Origin of the sequence: Mycobacteroides sp. CBMA 271, from assembly GCF_009729205.1 — a bacterium.
Lineage (GTDB): Bacteria > Actinomycetota > Actinomycetes > Mycobacteriales > Mycobacteriaceae > Mycobacterium.
Genome location: NZ_VTHB01000001.1, coordinates 81,444 through 98,051 on the forward strand (window position 1 = coordinate 81,444; position 16,608 = coordinate 98,051).

A 16,608-nucleotide genomic window follows, 5' to 3' on the forward strand; every position below is an offset into this window, starting at 1 on the left:
TGATACTCGGTCAGCGATTGTGCGGCATGCCCCGGGCCTTGCCGCAAGCCCCCCTGTGCGCTATATGTTTAAAGGGGCAGGGCGAAGCTCTTTTCGCCAACTCCACAGGCCGACGACAGCCATGACGCTGAGAAACGCGTAAAAGGCCGCCGTGAGGTTCAGACCCTTGAAGAGGTAGACACCGACGGAGAACGTGTCGGTGACTATCCACAGGGCCCAGTTCTCGATCCATTTTCGGTTCATCATGAATTGGGACACCACGCTGAGTCCGGTGATCATCGAATCAAGCTGCGGCACATTCGAATCGGTGAAGGTGATCAGGAAGGCGTAGAGCCCTGCCACCAACGCAGCCAGGGCCACCACCAGTGGCAGCCACGCCCAGCTCGGCGTCCGCCGCACCGCTACCCCATGGCGATCCGGGCTCCCCCGTAGCCACAGGTACCAACCCTGCACAGCCAGCGCGATGAACATGATCTGCAGCGCGGCATCGGCGTACAGGGTCTGCCGGCCGAAAACCACCATGTAGAACAGCGAGCTAACGATCGCCACCGGGAAGGTCCAGATGTTTTGACGGACCGCCAGGATGACGAACAGCACACCAGCAAGGCTGCCGATTAGCTCAGTCACGTCCACGGCAACAGGCTAGTCGAGCAACAGTAAGCTCGCGCCATGGCGACACCGTCCCAGCAGCGGAGCTTCTCGTGGCTGGCCGGGCTCGTCACCGAGAGTGAACCACGATGCGGCGACGTGCGCGTGGTCGCCGTCGACGGCAGGGGCGCCGCCGGCAAGAGCACCTTTGCTGCGCGATTGCACTCCGCGCTAGCGGCGACAACGCCGTCGGCCCCGTCTGCAATGGTCCTGCACACCGATGACTTCGCGTCCTGGGACACGTTCTTCGGGTGGTGGCCCCGATTCGAGGAGCAAATACTGGCACCCTGGGCGCGCGGCGAGCAGTCCCGGTATCGACGCTACGACTGGCAGACCCGCACGTTCGGTCCGTGGGAGCACTGTGCACCACCGGCGGTGCTGATTCTCGAGGGCGTGGGGTCGGGCCGCTGTGCCGCCGCCGGCCTGTTGAGCACGCTGATCTGGGTGCAGACCGACCAGGTAACCCGTCGCCGCCGTGCCGAGCTTCGCGATGGCGCGGCGCTCCGCGAATTCTGGCGGCTGTGGATTGACGCTGAGGAACAACACTTCCGCCACGATCCCACCGCCGACCGCGCCGACATCACCGTCGACGGCGACCCCGACAACCGCACAGTGCTCGTGGACGACCCCGATCGCTACTTTCTGCTCAGCGGCTAGCGCAGCGGAACCGTCGGTCCCTTCGGATCGAGCGGCGCGCAGCTGTCCTGGCCTACCGTCGTGGAACATTTCGCCGCGGGGATCACCGGCTGATAGTCCGGCGCAGTACCCCCACCCCGGGTGATCTGTGTGTAGGCCGCCACGGCGTCGGTGGGCACGCGCTTCAGCGCTGGATCGCCCAGCGCGTCGACGGTGTAGAGACCGAAACGTGGCCGGTAGCTTCCCCATTCATAGTTGTCGACCAGGGACCAGTAGTTGTATCCGATGATCGGGATGCCGTCGGCCTTGGCCCGCTGCAGCCAGAAGACGGTGTCGCCCAAGTACTGCGCGCGGGTCACGCCGTCCGCCCTTGGCTTGCCGTTGTCGGTGACCATTCCGTTCTCTACGATGTAGATCGGCAGCCCGGGGTATCGCTGCGCATAGTGCCGCGAGACGTAGTAGATGTCTTCGGGCTGCAGTCTGATGTTCCAGCGCGCGGCCATGCTCTGCGCGGAGGCCGGATTGTCCGCCGCAGTACCGGTGTAATAGTCAAACCCCAGGTAATCCAGGCTGCCCTTGACCCGGTCGAAGAACGAACCTTCGATGCCCTTCACCCCGAAACCTGCGAACTGCGCCAACACATCCGGAGGGATGTATGCCTCGTTGGTCGTCACCTTCGCCTTCGGATCGGCCTCGTGCGCGGCGCGGTACACGGCGCGGTGCGCCTCGGCGACCCGATCCAGGAATCCCTCGAACTGGTCGGGTTTGATCGCGCCGGTGCGCACCTCCATCGCCCCGAAGGCAAGCGGTTCGTTGATGCTGACCCACAGCACCCCTTGCCCGGCATAACGTTTGGTGATTGCCTTGGCGAAGTCTTCGAATGCCGCGACGTTGTTCATGAACCCGCCGCTGTCGGCCACCCAGCCCGGGTACACCCAGTGCATGAGCGTGATCATCGGCGTCATGCCATTTTCACGGAGGGTGGAGACGATGGAGTCGTAGTAGGCAAGCTCCTTCTCGTCCCACTTGCCGGGCTCGGGCATGACCCGCGACCATTCCAGTCCGAACCGAAATGTATTCACGCCCATGGCATGTGCGTTGGCGATGTCTTCTGCGTACCGGTGCCGGAAATCATCGGCCTGTTTGTACGGGTCGACGGGCCCGTCGGCGAGCGGATTGGATTTATCGACCTGCACCGGCTTACCCGCGGTGCGGTCGACATAGCGGCGCCAATTGCTATCGGGGGCACTGCCTTCCACCTGGTAGCCCGCGGTGGCGGTGCCCCAATAGAAGCCGCGATCCCACGCAGAATCCTCCCCTGCGCGCTCCTGCCGAGAGCTGCATGCGGTCAACCCCACCGCGAACACGACTGCCGATGCCAGAACGGCGCTCATCCACTTCATACAAAAACCATACACCGTACGGGTTTCTACCGAAGCAGCTGCTCCCATGCCCGACGCATGTGATCGCCCATATCGATGGACGGGTCCGACATCCATTGAATTTGAATGCCGTCGGCGGCGGCTATCAACGCGGTGGCGACGAAATCGGCATCGATATGAGCCGATACCGTGCCCGCGGCCTGGCGGCCCCGCACGTACTCGGCGATGCGCGCACGCATCCGCTCATACCGGTCACGTAGATACGCACCGGCCGGATGCCCCGGATCGACGGCCGCCGCAGCCGCCAACGAGAGATACACCGTCCCCGAGCCGGGCTTACTCGCCTTGTCCAGCATGGCCTGTGCCAGCACCTCGCCGGGATCAACCTCTGCGTCCGAATCCCCGTATCGCGCTTCAAATGTGGCATCGGCACCGCGTTGGATCTCGGTGAGCAGCACGTCCCGCGTCGGGAAATAGTGCATCAGCCCAGCAAGACTGATGTTCGCCTCCTTGGCAACGACGCGCATCGAGGCGCCGGCCTCCCCCTCGCGCTCCAAGACCCTTAGCGCGGCCGTGAGGATCTCCTGGCGTTTGGCTACACCTTTGGGATACCGGTTGGCATCGCGCCCCGCAGCTGGCATTGCCCGAGGCTAGCGCACAAACAAGTCGGCCCCGCACAGGACGAATCCTGGCGGGGCCGACTTGTTTTGAGATATCTAGGCTTGTCCAACCTCGAACCGCGCGAAGCGAGTCACGGTGACACCGGCCTCGTCGAGCAGAGCCTTGACGGTCTTCTTGTTATCGGACACCGACGGCTGATCCAGCAGCACGACATCCTTGTAGTAACCGGTGACGCGACCCTCGACGATCTTGGCCAACGCCTGCTCGGGCTTGCCCTCGGCCTTGGCGGTTTCCTCGGCGATGCGACGCTCGTTCTCGACCACATCGGCCGGAACGTCCTCGCGCGTCAGGTACTTGGCCTTGAGCGCAGCGATCTGCAGGGCCACCGCGTGGGCGGCGGACTCGTCAGAGCCGGTGTACTCCACCAGCACACCCACGGCCGGCGGCAGATCCGCGGCACGCTTGTGCAGGTAGGCCTCGACGGTGCCGTCAAAGTACGCCACCCGGCGCAGCTCCAACTTCTCGCCGATCTTGGCGGCCAGGTCGGCAATCGCCTGCTCGACGGTCCGGCCGTCCTCCACCTTGGCGGCCTTAAGAGCATCCAGATCGCCGATCTTGCCGGCCGCGGCCGCACCGATGATGGCATCGGCCAGACCCTGGAACTCGGCGTTCTTGGCGACGAAGTCCGTCTCGGAATTCAGCTCGACGAGCACACCGTCACGCGCGGCCACGAGGCCTTCGGCGGTGGCACGCTCAGCGCGCTTACCGACGTCCTTGGCGCCCTTGATACGCAGCACCTCGACGGCCTTGTCGAAATCACCGTCGGACTCGGCCAGGGCGTTCTTGCAGTCGAGCATTCCGGCACCGGTCAGTTCCCGGAGCCGCTTCACATCGGCAGCAGTGATGGTCGCCATTTAGCCTTCCTCAGTTGCGGTTTCGGTCTTCTCAGCAGCCTCGGCAGGAGCCTCGGCCGACTCGGCCGGCGCCTCAGTGGCCTCGGCCGGCGCCTCAGTGGCCTCGGCCGGTGCCTCAGCGACGGCGGAGGCGAGCAGTTCCTGCTCCCACTCGGCCAGCGGCTCGGCAGCCTCGGGCTTCTCGTCGCCACCGGACAGACCCGAACGGGCCTGCAGGCCCTCGGCGATGGCCGAGGCAACGACCTTTGTGATCAGCGCGGCACTGCGGATCGCGTCGTCGTTGCCCGGAATCGGGTAGTCGACAACATCCGGATCGCAGTTGGTGTCCAGGATCGCGATGATCGGGATATTCAGCTTGCGGGCCTCGGCAATAGCGAGGTGCTCCTTGTTGGTGTCCACCACGAACACCGCCGACGGCACCTTGACCATGTCCCGAATACCACCGAGGCTGCGCTCAAGCTTGTTCTTCTCACGCGTGAGCATGAGGATTTCCTTCTTGGTGCGCCCCTCGAAGCCACCGGTCTGCTCCATCGACTCCAGCTCCTTGAGGCGCTGCAGACGCTTGTGCACGGTGGAGAAGTTGGTGAGCATGCCGCCGAGCCAGCGCTGGTTCACATAGGGCATGCCGACACGAGTCGCCTCTTCGGCGATGGACTCCTGGGCCTGCTTCTTGGTACCGACGAACATGACCGAACCGCCGTGGGCGACGGTCTCCTTGACGAACTCGTACGCGCTGTCGATGTAGGTCAGCGTCTGCTGCAAGTCGATGATGTAGATGCCGTTGCGGTCGGTGAAGATGAACCGCTTCATCTTGGGATTCCAACGACGGGTCTGGTGCCCGAAGTGCGCGCCGCTGTCAAGCAGCTGCTTCATTGTTACAACAGCCATTCGGCCATTCCTTCATGTTGTCGGTTGCCGCCCCGGATCGGGTGATCCTGAGCCCTAGCGCCTACTGCTGCCGGAACCCTGTCTGGAGAAAACCCCGTCTTGGGACCGCCCGGCATGCTGATCACGAACTCGTGTGCAGACGCGCGAAGTCAACCCGCAATGCGAGTTGCGGTGATGAGTTTACATGCTCGCCACGAGTGCTTCTGCACACGTCAGTGCCACCGCCGGTTATCCACAGCTGCGGAAATGCTCCTTCCCGAGCAACCACCTTCGGCGTCACGATGATGTCGTGCGGTTCAGAGGGCTCTGTTGCGCAAGCGGCTCATCGGTCCTGATCCTCACCCTGGCGGCCGTCGCGACCCCCGCTGCGACCGCCACCTCGGACCGTTTCGACTGGCCAATGCGACCCCGACCTGCAGTGACCCGGAACTTCGACCAGCCTCAGGAACGCTGGAACCGGGGACACCGCGGCGTCGACCTCGCAGGTTCGGCCGACCAGCGGGTGTTCGCAGCCGGTCCCGGAGTTGTGGTGTTCGCCGGATCGCTCGCGGGACGGACACTGATTTCGATCGAGCACGAGGGCGGCCTGCGCACTACCTACGAACCCGTCACACCACTGGTCAGGCCGGGTCAGCGCGTCGAAGAAGGATCGGCCATCGGCACCCTGGTGCCGGGACATCCCGGCTGCCCGGCATCGGCGTGCCTGCATTGGGGTGCCCTGCGGGGGCCGGCATCGGCCGCGGACTATCTGGATCCGTTGGGACTGCTGGCGTCGACGCCCATCCGGCTGAAACCGCTGGCGCGTCGTTAAGCCGCCTACGCGGGCTGACAGACGTCCACGTGTGCGGGCTTGCCAGTCGCCTGCGAGAGCCGGGTGACCGCATCGTGGAATCTGCCGAGGGCATCCTGCTCGGTGACCACTTGGTAGAACGCGCGCATCTCACCGCCGTTGGCCATGCACACCCACCAGGGCGGGTACACATCCGCATTCGCCGTTGCCGGGGGCAGAACCCCGGCACTCAGGGCTACGACCGCCGCCGCCACCAGAATTCCGCCGCGCATGCTTGGCACTCTAGTCACCGGACGGACACCGACCAGGCTCTTGCCCACAATTCCAGCGGAGCCACCGCGACCAGCAGCCCCTTGCCCACCGCCGTCAAGGAATACCGCCCGTCCTGACTGCGCACGATGTGCGCGGCGGTCAGCTCCTTGAGTCGAGTGGTGAGCACGCTCGCCGACACGTCTCCCATGTCATCACGCAACTCCGAGAGCGTCTTTGTGCCCGTACGCAATTCCCAGACCACGAGGATGGCCCAGCGGCGGCCGAAGAGGTCGAAGGCCGCCATGAGCGGTCGGCCCGAACCCGATCCACGCACCGGCACTCCCGGCTGCGGACTTCTACCCTCATCGATTTCGTCGGCCCCCGCGCTCGCGATGACGGCGACAACCCGAGTGGCCCGCTCGGCCATCTGTTCGGCGCTCTGCTCGGGATGGCGTATCCACCAATTGATAATGGCGCCAACCATTCCCATCCAGCCCTGGGCCAGCACGGCGACGTCCTGGGGATCGCGCAGTTGGGCAGCGGCGACGCCCACCGCGGCGACGCCCTGCCCTGCCAGACCTGCGAGCCGGGTCCGCGCGGTCCGCGCGGCGGCCAGCGCCTCACTGCCCTCGGGCAAGGTCTGGTCCCAGATCACCAGCCAATCGGAGGGGCGCGGCGCCAAGGCCTCAAAGATGGCCTGCAGCACGGCCCGCGGCAAGGCGAGGGTGGGCGGAGCAGCCTCCATTGCCGCCTCGATATGGTCGCCGACGATCGCGCCGGCGCGCTGCACGCACGCGATGTAGAGCTGCTCCTTGGATCCGAAGTAGGCCAGCACCATGGGCTTGGAAATCCCCACACTCGATGACACGTCGGCCAGGGACATGCCCGCGTATCCGCTGCGCCCAAACTCCTGACACGCGGCGTCGAGGATCTGCTGCTCCCGCTCGGCGCGGGGCATGCCCTTCGTGCCTGCTCGTGTCATCAGTCCCTTTTACCAGCTCCGGGTTCCCGACCACCGGAGTTTGGTGTGGGACGCATCACAGTAGACCGATCGGTGTGATGTTGATATGACCGACTGTTAAATTAACAATCAGACAATTAACGTCAACGCTCACCAACCGGATCAACGAGGAGCTGGAATGCGTGGCGCATGGGTGTATTTGGTGTCGATAGTGACTCTCTGTATCGCCGGGGCATACATCGCCCATTTACGTCTGAGTGAGATCCCTGACCCGGCGATCGGTCATTCGGCGAAGCCCCCAACGATCGGCAAACCTAGGGAGAAGGTCATCGAATACCGCCTCGACGGGCCCGCCGGCGCCACCGTCGCGGCGTCATATCTCGATGTCGACGGCACCGTGCGAGAGGTGTCCGGCACGCTCCCCTGGCAGACCACCCTGCGCACCGGTCAGCTGACAATTCCCACAGGCGTGGTCGCCCAGTCCAACAAGGGACAGGTGTCCTGCCGCATCACGATCAACGGACAGATCCGCGACGAGAAGGCCTCCGACTCGCCGGCCATTTCCTGCCAGGTGGTGGTGGCATGAACAACCCGGTACAGAAACACCGCCCACTGTTCGCCCGGCTGTTGTACCGGTTCTCCCTACCCATCATCGCGGCGTGGCTGGCCGCCGCCGGGGCACTCAATCTCGCCGTCCCCCAACTTGAGACTGTAATCAAGGGGCACGCCCGCTCGTTCCTCCCCGATGACGCCGCCTCCGTGCAGGCAATCGTCAAGATGGGCAACTACTTCGGCGGTGCCGGGACCAACAACTTCGACTACCTGCTCCTTGAGGGAGACAAGCCACTAGGGGCCGAGGCGCACCAGTACTACGCTGCGATCCTCGATCGGATCAACCAGGACAAGAAGCACGTCAACTCGTCGATGGACCTGTGGTCCAACCCACAGTTCGCCCCCGCCAACGAGAGTTCGGACGGCAAGGTTGCGTATGTCCTGATCAATCTGGCTGGCAACATGGGCACCGCACTGGCCATGGAATCTACCCAGGCCATCCGCGACCTCATCGCCGAATATCCACCGCCCAAAGGGATCACAGCACACCTGACGGGTCCGTCCGCGGTTGTCAACGACGAGCTCGTCTCGATCAATGACTCGATCCTGCTGCTGCTAATCTCGTGCGGCCTCTTGGTCGGCACCATCTTGTTCTGCGTGTACCGCTCACCGATTACTGTTGCGATGCCACTACTCGTCGCGGGTGCCGGACTCGGCGTGGGGCGGCCCATCGTCGCGTTCCTCGGGGAGCATCAGGTCATCGGGGTGTCGATCTTCGCCTCGGCACTGCTGGCGGTGATCGTGCTGGGGGCCGGAATCGATTACGGCATATTCCTTCTCGGCAGATACCAGGAAGCGCGCAGGGTGGGTGAAGACCCGGAGTCCGCGTACTACACGGCGTTAGCCGGAGTGCAGCACATCATCATCGCTTCGGGGCTCACCGTCGCCGGAGCGACGGCCTGCATGGTCTTCACCCGGCTCGCGATCTTCAGTACCTCCGGGTTGCCCTGCACCATTGCCGTCGTCGTCACCCTTGCCGCCGCGCTGACACTGGGGCCCGCACTGCTGGCACTCGGCAGTCGATTCGGATTCTTCGAACCGCGCCAAGAAAAGTCGCAGCGCCGGTGGCGGCGCATCGCCACCTACGTGGTGCGTTGGCCGGGGCCCGTACTGGCGAGCAGCATGGCTGCGCTCGCCCTCACACTGTTGGTGCTGCCGGGTTTCCGACCCAGCTACAACGAGCGATCCGCGCAGCCCAGCGACTCACCATCCAATCTGGGATTCGCCGCGGCGGACCGCCACCTACCACCAAATATCATGTCACCCAGTCTATTTCTGATCGAGTCCGATCACGACATGCGGAACTCAGCGGACATGATCGCACTGGCCAAGCTGTCCAACGCGGTGCTGACTATCCCAGGTATCAACAATGTGCAGGGCATTACCCGCCCACTGGGCGCACCGCTGGAGCAGGGTGCACTCACCTCCCAGGCGGGCTATGTCGGTGGGCGGCTGACCCAGATGACCAATCTGCTCAATCAGCGGATCAACGACCTCACCACGCTCAGCGGCCGGGTGGGTCAGCTGTCGCTCACGGTCAAGGGCCTGGAACAGGCACTCCAGAACGGCACCCGCGGCGCAACCCAGATCCATGCGGGCGCGGCAGAACTGCGGACCAATCTGGCCGCCGTCGTGCAGAAGGTCGACGCGCTGCGGGACACCGCCAAACCCGCCGAACAGTTCGTGGGCTCGATTCCGAACTGCCAGGGCAACGAGTACTGCCAGGCCGCGCTTACCGGCTTCTCGCTGTTCGATGATCTACACCGTTTCGACGGGCTCGTCGGCAACCTGGTGACCGGAACCGGCGCTCTGGCACAGACATTGCCTCAGCTCGGCGCGCAACTTTCGGGACTCAAAGACTTTGTCGCCCAAATCAATGCGGTCACCACTCCGCTACAGAGCACACTGCAGGTCCTGGTGCCGCAGGTCACTGAGATCACCCAGTTCACCGACGAACTCAGCAAGAGTTTCGCGGCGGGCGATCCGGGTGGATCGTTCTTCCTGCCCAGTCAGGCGTTCGACAACCCGCTGTTCAAAAGCGCGATGCCGTTCTTCTTCTCCACCGACGGCAAGGTGACCCGGATGATCGTCACACCGGATATGGAGGGCTTCAGCCGCGAGGCAATGGACCTGAGCGCCAAGATCATTCCCACTGCACTGCAGGCCGTCAAAAACACATCGCTGGCAGGCAGCACGGTGAGCATAGGCGGCCCAGGAGGCACGCTGCTGAACATCGAGGCATTCACGCGGGAGGACTTCATCACCAGCGCGGTGGCCGCATTCGCCTTCGTGTTCTGTGTGGTGCTCATCCTGTTACGCAGCTTGGTCGCTGCTGTCGCCGTCATCGGAACGGTGGCGCTGTCCTATCTGTCGGCGCTGGGGCTGTCGGTGTTCGTCTGGCAGAACATCGTCGGCAATCCGCTGCACTGGTCGGTGGCCCCGCTTTCGTTCGTCTTCCTGGTGGCGGTGGGCGCCGACTACAACATGCTGCTGGTGGCCAGATTCCGGGAGGAGATGCGGGCCGGGATCAAAACCGGGATCATCCGCGCGATGGCCAACACCGGTGGCGTCGTCACCACAGCTGGCCTGGTATTCGGCTTCACCATGTTCGCGATGATCGCCGCCTACGCTCCCAACATCGCGCAGCTGGGTACCACCGTGGGCCTGGGCTTGCTGTTGGACACCCTGATAGTGCGGTCATTCGTCATCCCGGCGATCGCCACCCTGCTGGGCCGGTGGTTCTGGTGGCCGGTGGTGGTGCACGACCGTGCCGAGAGCCGCAACGCCGATCCTGTCGCGGTCACGCCCGCGGATGAGCTTGATCGTGGACGGCTCGCAGACGCGCCACGGTGACGTGAGTGTAGAGCTGAGTGGTGGCCAGCGTGGAGTGCCCCAGAAGCTCCTGAACTACACGCAGGTCGGCGCCGCCCTCCAAGAGATGTGTTGCGGCGCTGTGCCGTAATCCGTGTGGTCCGATATCGGGCGCACCGGGGACGGCGGACATCGTCTGATGCACCACGGTACGAACTTGACGCGGGTCGACGCGATTGCCCCGGACACCCAGCAGCAGCGCGGCGCCCGATCCGGCAACGGCCAGCTGCGGGCGACCGCGGTCGAGCCAGGCGGTCAGCGCATCGGCGGCCGGACCGCCGAAGGGCACGGTGCGCTCCTTGTCGCCCTTACCCAAGACGCGCAACACCTTTCGTGATCGGTCGATATCATCGACGTCTAGTCCGCACAGTTCACTGACACGGATCCCGGTGGCATAGAGCATTTCGACGATCAGGAGGTCACGCAGCGCCATCGGATCGTCTTGTTCGGCGCCGGAATGCGCCGCCTCCATCGCGGCGAGAGCCTGGTCCTGCCGCAAGACTGCCGGAAGCACTCGACGAGACTTGGGTTGTTGCAAGCGGATCGCGGGATCTGTCTCCATCAGGCCGCGTCGGGTCGCCCAGGCGGTGAAGACCTTCACCGCGGAGGTGCGCCGCGCAACCGTCGACCGCGCCGCGCCGTGCCGCCCCTGAGCGCCGAGCCACGACCGCAACACCGGGAGCGACAGGTCGGCCAACGTGGCGTCGGGATTGGTAGCGCACAGGTGATCGAACAGCGAGGTGAGGTCACCGCGGTAGGCGCGCTGTGTGTGTACCGACCGACCACGTTCGAGCGCTAGATACTCAGCGAACTCGTCAAGAATCGCGGCTAGCTGTGCGGTCACTCCCCCACGGTGCGTGCAGAGGCCCTTGGATGCAAGCTAACTCGCCGGAGACTCAGCAGCCGCCAATTCCTGTTTCCAAACCCGGAAGGACTCCTCGGTACGGCCACGGCGCCAATATCCCGAAATGGAGGATGCCCATTTGGCGTCGACACCGCGTTCCTTGCGGACATAGGGCCGCAGGTTGTACATGACTGTCTGCGCCTCGCCATGGATGAACACCTGGACTTGCCCGGGCAGCCATTCGGCCGAACGCACCGCCTCGATCAGCGGGGCGTTGTCCCCCGACTGCTCTTCCCCGACCTCGTCGGCACCGCCGCCGCGATGCACCCAGACGATGTCGACATCGCCGCGGGTATCGAATTCGATCTCATCCTGCGGACCGGCGATCTCGATGAAAACCTTGGCGCGGGCATTGTCCGGAAGTGCTTGCAGCGCGACGCTGATCGCCGGGATCGCCGCCTCATCCCCGGCGAACAGATGCCAGTCGGCCGCGGGGTCCGGCGAGTACGCGCCGTTGGGGTCGGTGACGTACAGCCGATCTCCCGATTGGGCCCGCCCCGCCCAGGGGCCGGCCACGCCGGTGTCGCCGTGCACCACGAAGTCGATGGAGATCTCTCGACGTACGGCGTCGACGGAGCGGATGGTGTACGTACGCACCGTGGCCCGCATCTCGCGCGCCTCATCGATATCCCGCGGTCCCGGCCCTTCGTGCTCCTCCGGGAGAAAAATCAGCTTCGCGTAACTGTCGGTGGATGAACTCGCTTGGAATCCGTCAAATCCGTTTCCGCCGAGGATCACCCGAGTGATATGCGGGGTCACCTGCTCGGTGCGAACTACCTGCAACTCATGGAGCGGGCGCGCCATATCGCCTCCTGCGTCGGATCCTCCGTTGAAACCCCAATGTCAATTGTCTTGACTATACGGAGGATTGTTCGGCGGTGGGCGCCTCCGCTATGGCAGCAGGCCTCTGACTATCAACTCCGCGACCGCTTCGGCATGGCGCTCGATCTGCTCGGGAGTGAGTATGTCGGCGCCAAACAGGGTTCGCGCCATCGCGCTGCTGCTGCAGAGCGCCGCCGCCCCGGAGGTGATGAGGAAAAAGATCGTCTGTTGCGGAATCTCGCGTAGCTCCCCCGCCGCAACCGCCTCGTCGTACACGGGACCCAACCGTTCCTGCATCGGCAGTGCATAGTTCTGACAGATGTGTTGCAGCCGCTCACTGTCCTGCCCTGACTCGATGTCCATGATGCGGACCAGTTCGGGATGCTCGGCCGAGAACATCGTGAAGGTCTTGATGAACCGCGTAATCCGCGCCGACGGCGCAAGCGTCTCGTCGTCGCTGGCGAGGATCTTCTCGACGAGTGACCCGTAACCCCAGTCGACGGCGGCGTACCAAAGTTGTTCCTTGGAGGAGAACCGCTGATGTAGCAGATTGTGGCTCACACCGAGCTCACGGTTGAGGGTGCGCATCGACATGCCCTGATAGCCATGCGTAGCGAAGGCCCGCAACGCTGCGGTGAAAATCGAATCCGCGGAGACCCCTTCTCCACCCTTGCGGGGCCTGCCACGGGGGCGCCGCAAAGGGTCACTGCCATCGACCACTACTGACGTCACTTCCTCTCCGGTATAGATCTCCATCCCAGAGTCACGGCGTGCCCTTGACGGCAATACCGCACCTCCAGATTCCGCCATCATCCCGCCATATCGACGAACGCCACACCGACAAAGTCCGCGGAGCGGTCAAGATCTTCATCGGGTTTGCCGCGACATGGCGTTACGAGGTGAATACTGTCGCGATGGACTCCTGGCTGTGGATCTGTGCGATCACGCTCGCCGTCGTCAGCCTCGGTGCCGGCGTGTTCAAGCTGATCACCCCATACGAGAAGATCGCCGGAAACCCGAGTCTGGCGTGGGCAAACGACTTTTCGCCCAACGTCGTCAAGGCGATCGGCGGGCTGGAGGCGCTCGGCGCTGTCGGCGTGGTGCTCCCGCAGTGGACCGGCATCGCCCCGATACTCAGCGCTCTGGCAGCCGCCGGGCTCGCCGTGATGCAAGCCGGGGCATTTGGCGTGCACTTGCGCCGAAACGAATGGAAGCTGTTGCCGGTCAACATGGTTCTCATCGCGTTGGCGGTGTACGTCACGTTCGGCTGGTACCAGTAGCCGAACGCACGAGCAGGCACTAGGGCGCGCCGACGAGATCGGTCTCCTTGCGGCACAGTTCGCTGACACAGGCCGCGAACGCCACCGTTTCCGGTGAGACGCCTTTTCCTTTCCATACGAGGGTGAGGCGCCCACTCATCGCCTGGTCAGATAGTTCGATCTGCCGAAGCGTGTCCAGCCGGTCACCGGGAAGCTCCGGTGTGACTGCAACGCCGAGATCGCGGGCGACCAGATAGCTCATCATGTCGACTGAGCTCGTTTCAAAGGCGATGTGCGGCGCGAAACCTGTTGCCAGGCAGGCCTGATCAAGAATTGCCCGAATCCCAGACCCTTCCGGGTGACTGATCAGCGCACGATTCCGCAGTTCCGCGAGGGTTACCGAAACGCGACCTGCCAACGGATCGTCCCGACGAACTATCGCCACGATGTTCTGTTTGGCAAGAATCTGCTCACACAGTTGGGGCGGAGGTGGCGCGGCCCGCCCGACTATCGCCACATCCAGTTGGCGTTCGAGCACCGCCGCAGTGAGCTGATCCGACCTCGCCTCGGTCAAGGTAATGGACACTGCAGGGTGAGCCTCATGGAACGCGGCCAACGCATCCGCAAGCAGCGGCAGCGGATGAGACACCGTTCCTATCGCCAGGTTCCCGCAGAGCACTCCCGCCATCGAATCGGCCGTCGTCCGTATTTCGCCAACGGTCTGCAGCGCCATTCCGGCGAGCGGGAGCAGCGCCTTGCCGAATTCGGTCAGCCTGAGCACTCTGCTCGATCGATCGAACAGCTCGTGGCCGAGTTCTCGTTCCAGTCGCCGAACCTGTGCGCTTACCCACGGTTGCGCAACATGGAGCGCTTCGGCTGCCCGCGTGAAGTTCGCATGATCGGCCACCGCGAGGAAGTACTCAAGCTGCCTGAGTTCCATACAGATCACCTTTACCCGACGAACCTGGCAGGAAGCTTGATGACGGTCGCCTCCGACACTACCCGCCGGGAACCATCAGTAGTTGATAGACCAGAAGGCCCCGAACTTCGTTATTCCTAGTGCAATAAACAGAATCGATATCACCATCGCTATGACGAGGTCATTCATACGCTCGAAGAGAAACGGGCCGCCGCTCTTCCGGGCTTCGTATATCTGAAATCCGGGTTCCACAATATATTCCTTTCAGTAGATTTCAATATGATCGGGCCATGCGCAGACCCCGGGCGCAGATCCTCAATCCACTAACCACTCCCGTTCATCCGAGAATGGTCTTCCTGTCGGAGTAGAAAAACGTAACCAGTGTCGTCGCGCCGCAGATCAATCCGGCGGTGAGGATCACCTTAGATCCGTTATAGACGGAGGCTATGACCCCACCGCTCGCGGCGCCTAAAGCGAAAGATATGTATAGCAATGCGTACCCAAGCCATTCGTAGACAGAACCCTTTCCGAAAAGGTGCCTCTCGATCCCTTGCCCCAGCTTGACGACTGTCCCCGTCACGTAGCTCAACGGAATCGCGACTTCACCCCGCTTGACAAATGATGTGTTCAGAGCCCCGATCGAGAAGGCCAGTAAGAGGATGGGCGTAAAATGCACATCCACATTCGAGCTGAAACCCCGATCTTGGGCGAAATCGACCGCCGCGGCGGCAAGAAGCCCAAATGTCGTGAGCACAGTGGCACCATGCGGATGATTTTTCCAGAATTTGCGCCTGCAATATGACGCGACGATGACCCCGAATAGAAAGGCCCCGATCATAGAGATAGCTGCGATGGGACCGGCTCCCGCTACTTGTTGCTTATCAGTAACCCTGAACCACGCCAGAACAGACCGCTCTGTATTCCCAGTCATGAACGTGACAAAGTATCCCGCGCTATGCAGGAAGGCGACCGCTCCAACCATTCCGGCAAGCCCGGCAAGCAACCAAGAAAGCCGGGCCTCTGAGCCGATTGCAGCGTCGCGGGTCACGACGGCATCGGCAGATTTAGGCGCCACGGGCTTCTCTAAAGTCGTAGTCCGGAGAGCACTCTCCTGCTTCATGGCGGCCAATTCAGAGCTCCCCGATATCGCCGACGTGACCGTGTAACACCACACGCCCGTCGGCAAGCTTGTACGTCAGGTACACGATGGCCAACTTCTTGGCGCGAACCGCATCGGCGACCACTTGGGAGCGTTGCAGCAGCTTGGTCCCGGTCTCTTGCACATGACGGGCCTCGAACTCGTCGACCCGGGTCAATCCGTCCTTGCGACCACTCAGGATGGACGGGATCACCCGCACCACCAGGTCGCGGATGTACCCACCCGGCACCTCGCCCGTGTCGAGAGCCTCCAATGTCGCACCCACCGCACCGCACGAGTCGTGCCCCAGAATGGCGATCAGCGGCACCCCCAGCACCGCCACCGCGTACTCGATGGAACCGAGCACGGCCGAGTCGATCACCTGGCCCGCGGTGCGGACGATGAACATGTCACCCAAGCCCTGGTCGAAGATGATCTCCGCGGCGACCCGGCTGTCAGAACACCCGAACAACATCACATCCGGGCTCTGGCCACTGGCGAGCTCCACACGGCGAGCAACGCCCTGGCTCGGATGGTGCGGCGCCCCACCGACAAAACGCTGGTTACCCTCTTTGAGTGCCATCCAGGCGGACTTCGGATCAGATCCCATATTTCCTTCATACCCTACCGGGGTATCGTATGCATGTGAGGCTCGACACACCACCGCGTATGGAACAGCATTCCGCGCCCCGTCCAAACACACACTGCCGAAAGCGAACTCCCCGACGCAGATGTCTATGCGGGCCGCACTATCGGACTACGGGCACACCCCGACGTGTGCCGCAGATAATGAAGTAATCAATTCCAATATGCCCGGAATCTACGGATGCCGCAAACGCAGAATCCGCGATCAACCGGGAATCATCCACTCCTACAAGGAGCTCCGAGACCCCTTGGCTTCACTGCGCGGCCGTTACAAATCTCACCGAAAGCGACTACCGCAGAACCCATTTCGGCGAATAAGCGACGCAATGGGGATCAACTGCGCAGG

18 protein-coding genes are annotated in these 16,608 nt (G+C 63.3%); 5 read left to right on the forward strand and 13 right to left on the reverse strand.

From position 1 onward, the window contains the following. Positions 1-60: 60 nt before the first annotated feature. Complete coding sequence (gene pnuC, locus FZI91_RS00370; protein WP_162526744.1) at positions 61-633, reverse strand: nicotinamide riboside transporter PnuC; 573 nt, start codon at positions 631-633, stop codon at positions 61-63. Between the two features lie 36 nt (positions 634-669). Between pnuC and FZI91_RS00375 the strand changes: the two genes are divergently transcribed. Next, complete coding sequence (locus FZI91_RS00375) at positions 670-1,305, forward strand: uridine kinase (protein WP_155936783.1); 636 nt, start codon at positions 670-672, stop codon at positions 1,303-1,305. Here FZI91_RS00375 and FZI91_RS00380 read toward each other — a convergent pair. The 4 genes from FZI91_RS00380 to rpsB form a co-directional block, all read right to left on the reverse strand. Further along, entirely contained in the window at positions 1,302-2,687 is a 1,386-nt protein-coding gene (locus tag FZI91_RS00380; RefSeq protein ID WP_155936784.1) for a family 1 glycosylhydrolase, read from the reverse strand. The genes FZI91_RS00375 and FZI91_RS00380 overlap by 4 nt on opposite strands. Before the next feature lie 26 nt (positions 2,688-2,713). Further along, complete coding sequence (locus FZI91_RS00385; RefSeq protein WP_155936785.1) at positions 2,714-3,307, reverse strand: TetR/AcrR family transcriptional regulator; 594 nt, start codon at positions 3,305-3,307, stop codon at positions 2,714-2,716. A gap of 75 nt (positions 3,308-3,382) precedes the next feature. Beyond that, on the reverse strand, positions 3,383-4,201 hold the full coding sequence (gene tsf / locus FZI91_RS00390) for a translation elongation factor Ts (RefSeq protein WP_155936786.1): 819 nt from the start codon (positions 4,199-4,201) through the stop codon (positions 3,383-3,385). After that, entirely contained in the window at positions 4,202-5,089 is an 888-nt protein-coding gene (gene rpsB / locus FZI91_RS00395; protein ID WP_155936787.1) for a 30S ribosomal protein S2, read from the reverse strand. Positions 5,090-5,489: 400 nt separating this feature from the next. Here rpsB and FZI91_RS00400 point away from each other — a divergent pair, with 400 nt between their 5' ends. Further along, complete coding sequence (locus tag FZI91_RS00400) at positions 5,490-5,900, forward strand: M23 family metallopeptidase (protein WP_155937631.1); 411 nt, start codon at positions 5,490-5,492, stop codon at positions 5,898-5,900. Positions 5,901-5,905: 5 nt separating this feature from the next. Here FZI91_RS00400 and FZI91_RS00405 read toward each other — a convergent pair whose 3' ends face one another. Further along, entirely contained in the window at positions 5,906-6,151 is a 246-nt protein-coding gene (locus FZI91_RS00405; RefSeq protein ID WP_155936788.1) for a hypothetical protein, read from the reverse strand. Positions 6,152-6,165: 14 nt separating this feature from the next. Beyond that, positions 6,166-7,113 carry a winged helix-turn-helix transcriptional regulator gene (locus FZI91_RS00410; RefSeq protein WP_155936789.1) on the reverse strand — a complete coding sequence of 316 codons (948 nt, stop codon included), beginning with the start codon at positions 7,111-7,113 and terminating at the stop codon, positions 6,166-6,168. A 157-nt stretch (positions 7,114-7,270) separates the two neighbouring features. Between FZI91_RS00410 and FZI91_RS00415 the strand changes: the two genes are divergently transcribed. Both FZI91_RS00415 and FZI91_RS00420 read left to right on the forward strand, forming a co-directional pair. After that, positions 7,271-7,678, forward strand: a complete 408-nt coding sequence (locus FZI91_RS00415) for an MmpS family transport accessory protein (protein ID WP_155936790.1) — start codon at positions 7,271-7,273, stop codon at positions 7,676-7,678. Then, positions 7,675-10,557, forward strand: coding sequence for an RND family transporter (locus FZI91_RS00420; protein ID WP_155936791.1), 2,883 nt, complete (start codon positions 7,675-7,677; stop codon positions 10,555-10,557). The genes FZI91_RS00415 and FZI91_RS00420 overlap by 4 nt, the downstream gene beginning before the upstream one ends. On the opposite strand, the gene FZI91_RS00425 is transcribed toward FZI91_RS00420, so the two are convergent. The 3 genes from FZI91_RS00425 to FZI91_RS00435 all read right to left on the reverse strand — a co-directional run bounded on the left by FZI91_RS00425 (position 10,505) and on the right by FZI91_RS00435 (position 13,033). Then, on the reverse strand, positions 10,505-11,419 hold the full coding sequence (locus FZI91_RS00425; protein WP_162526745.1) for a tyrosine recombinase XerC: 915 nt from the start codon (positions 11,417-11,419) through the stop codon (positions 10,505-10,507). The genes FZI91_RS00420 and FZI91_RS00425 overlap by 53 nt on opposite strands. Before the next feature lie 36 nt (positions 11,420-11,455). Next, positions 11,456-12,283: a siderophore-interacting protein gene (locus FZI91_RS00430; protein ID WP_155936792.1), complete on the reverse strand. Its 828-nt coding sequence runs from the start codon at positions 12,281-12,283 to the stop codon at positions 11,456-11,458. An 87-nt stretch (positions 12,284-12,370) separates the two neighbouring features. Next, positions 12,371-13,033: a TetR/AcrR family transcriptional regulator gene (locus FZI91_RS00435; RefSeq protein ID WP_309224221.1), complete on the reverse strand. Its 663-nt coding sequence runs from the start codon at positions 13,031-13,033 to the stop codon at positions 12,371-12,373. A gap of 182 nt (positions 13,034-13,215) precedes the next feature. On the opposite strand from FZI91_RS00435, the gene FZI91_RS00440 reads away from it, so the two are divergent. Continuing rightward, entirely contained in the window at positions 13,216-13,581 is a 366-nt protein-coding gene (locus tag FZI91_RS00440) for a DoxX family protein (RefSeq protein WP_155937632.1), read from the forward strand. A gap of 19 nt (positions 13,582-13,600) precedes the next feature. On the opposite strand, the gene FZI91_RS00445 is transcribed toward FZI91_RS00440, so the two are convergent. The 3 genes from FZI91_RS00445 to FZI91_RS00455 all read right to left on the reverse strand — a co-directional run bounded on the left by FZI91_RS00445 (position 13,601) and on the right by FZI91_RS00455 (position 16,227). Beyond that, a complete protein-coding gene (locus tag FZI91_RS00445; protein WP_155936794.1) occupies positions 13,601-14,500 on the reverse strand; it encodes a LysR family transcriptional regulator in 900 nt (299 codons plus the stop codon). Between the two features lie 316 nt (positions 14,501-14,816). After that, positions 14,817-15,599, reverse strand: a complete 783-nt coding sequence (locus tag FZI91_RS00450; RefSeq protein WP_155937633.1) for a YoaK family protein — start codon at positions 15,597-15,599, stop codon at positions 14,817-14,819. Positions 15,600-15,609: 10 nt separating this feature from the next. Further along, complete coding sequence (locus tag FZI91_RS00455; RefSeq protein ID WP_155936795.1) at positions 15,610-16,227, reverse strand: carbonic anhydrase; 618 nt, start codon at positions 16,225-16,227, stop codon at positions 15,610-15,612. Positions 16,228-16,608: the final 381 nt, after the last annotated feature.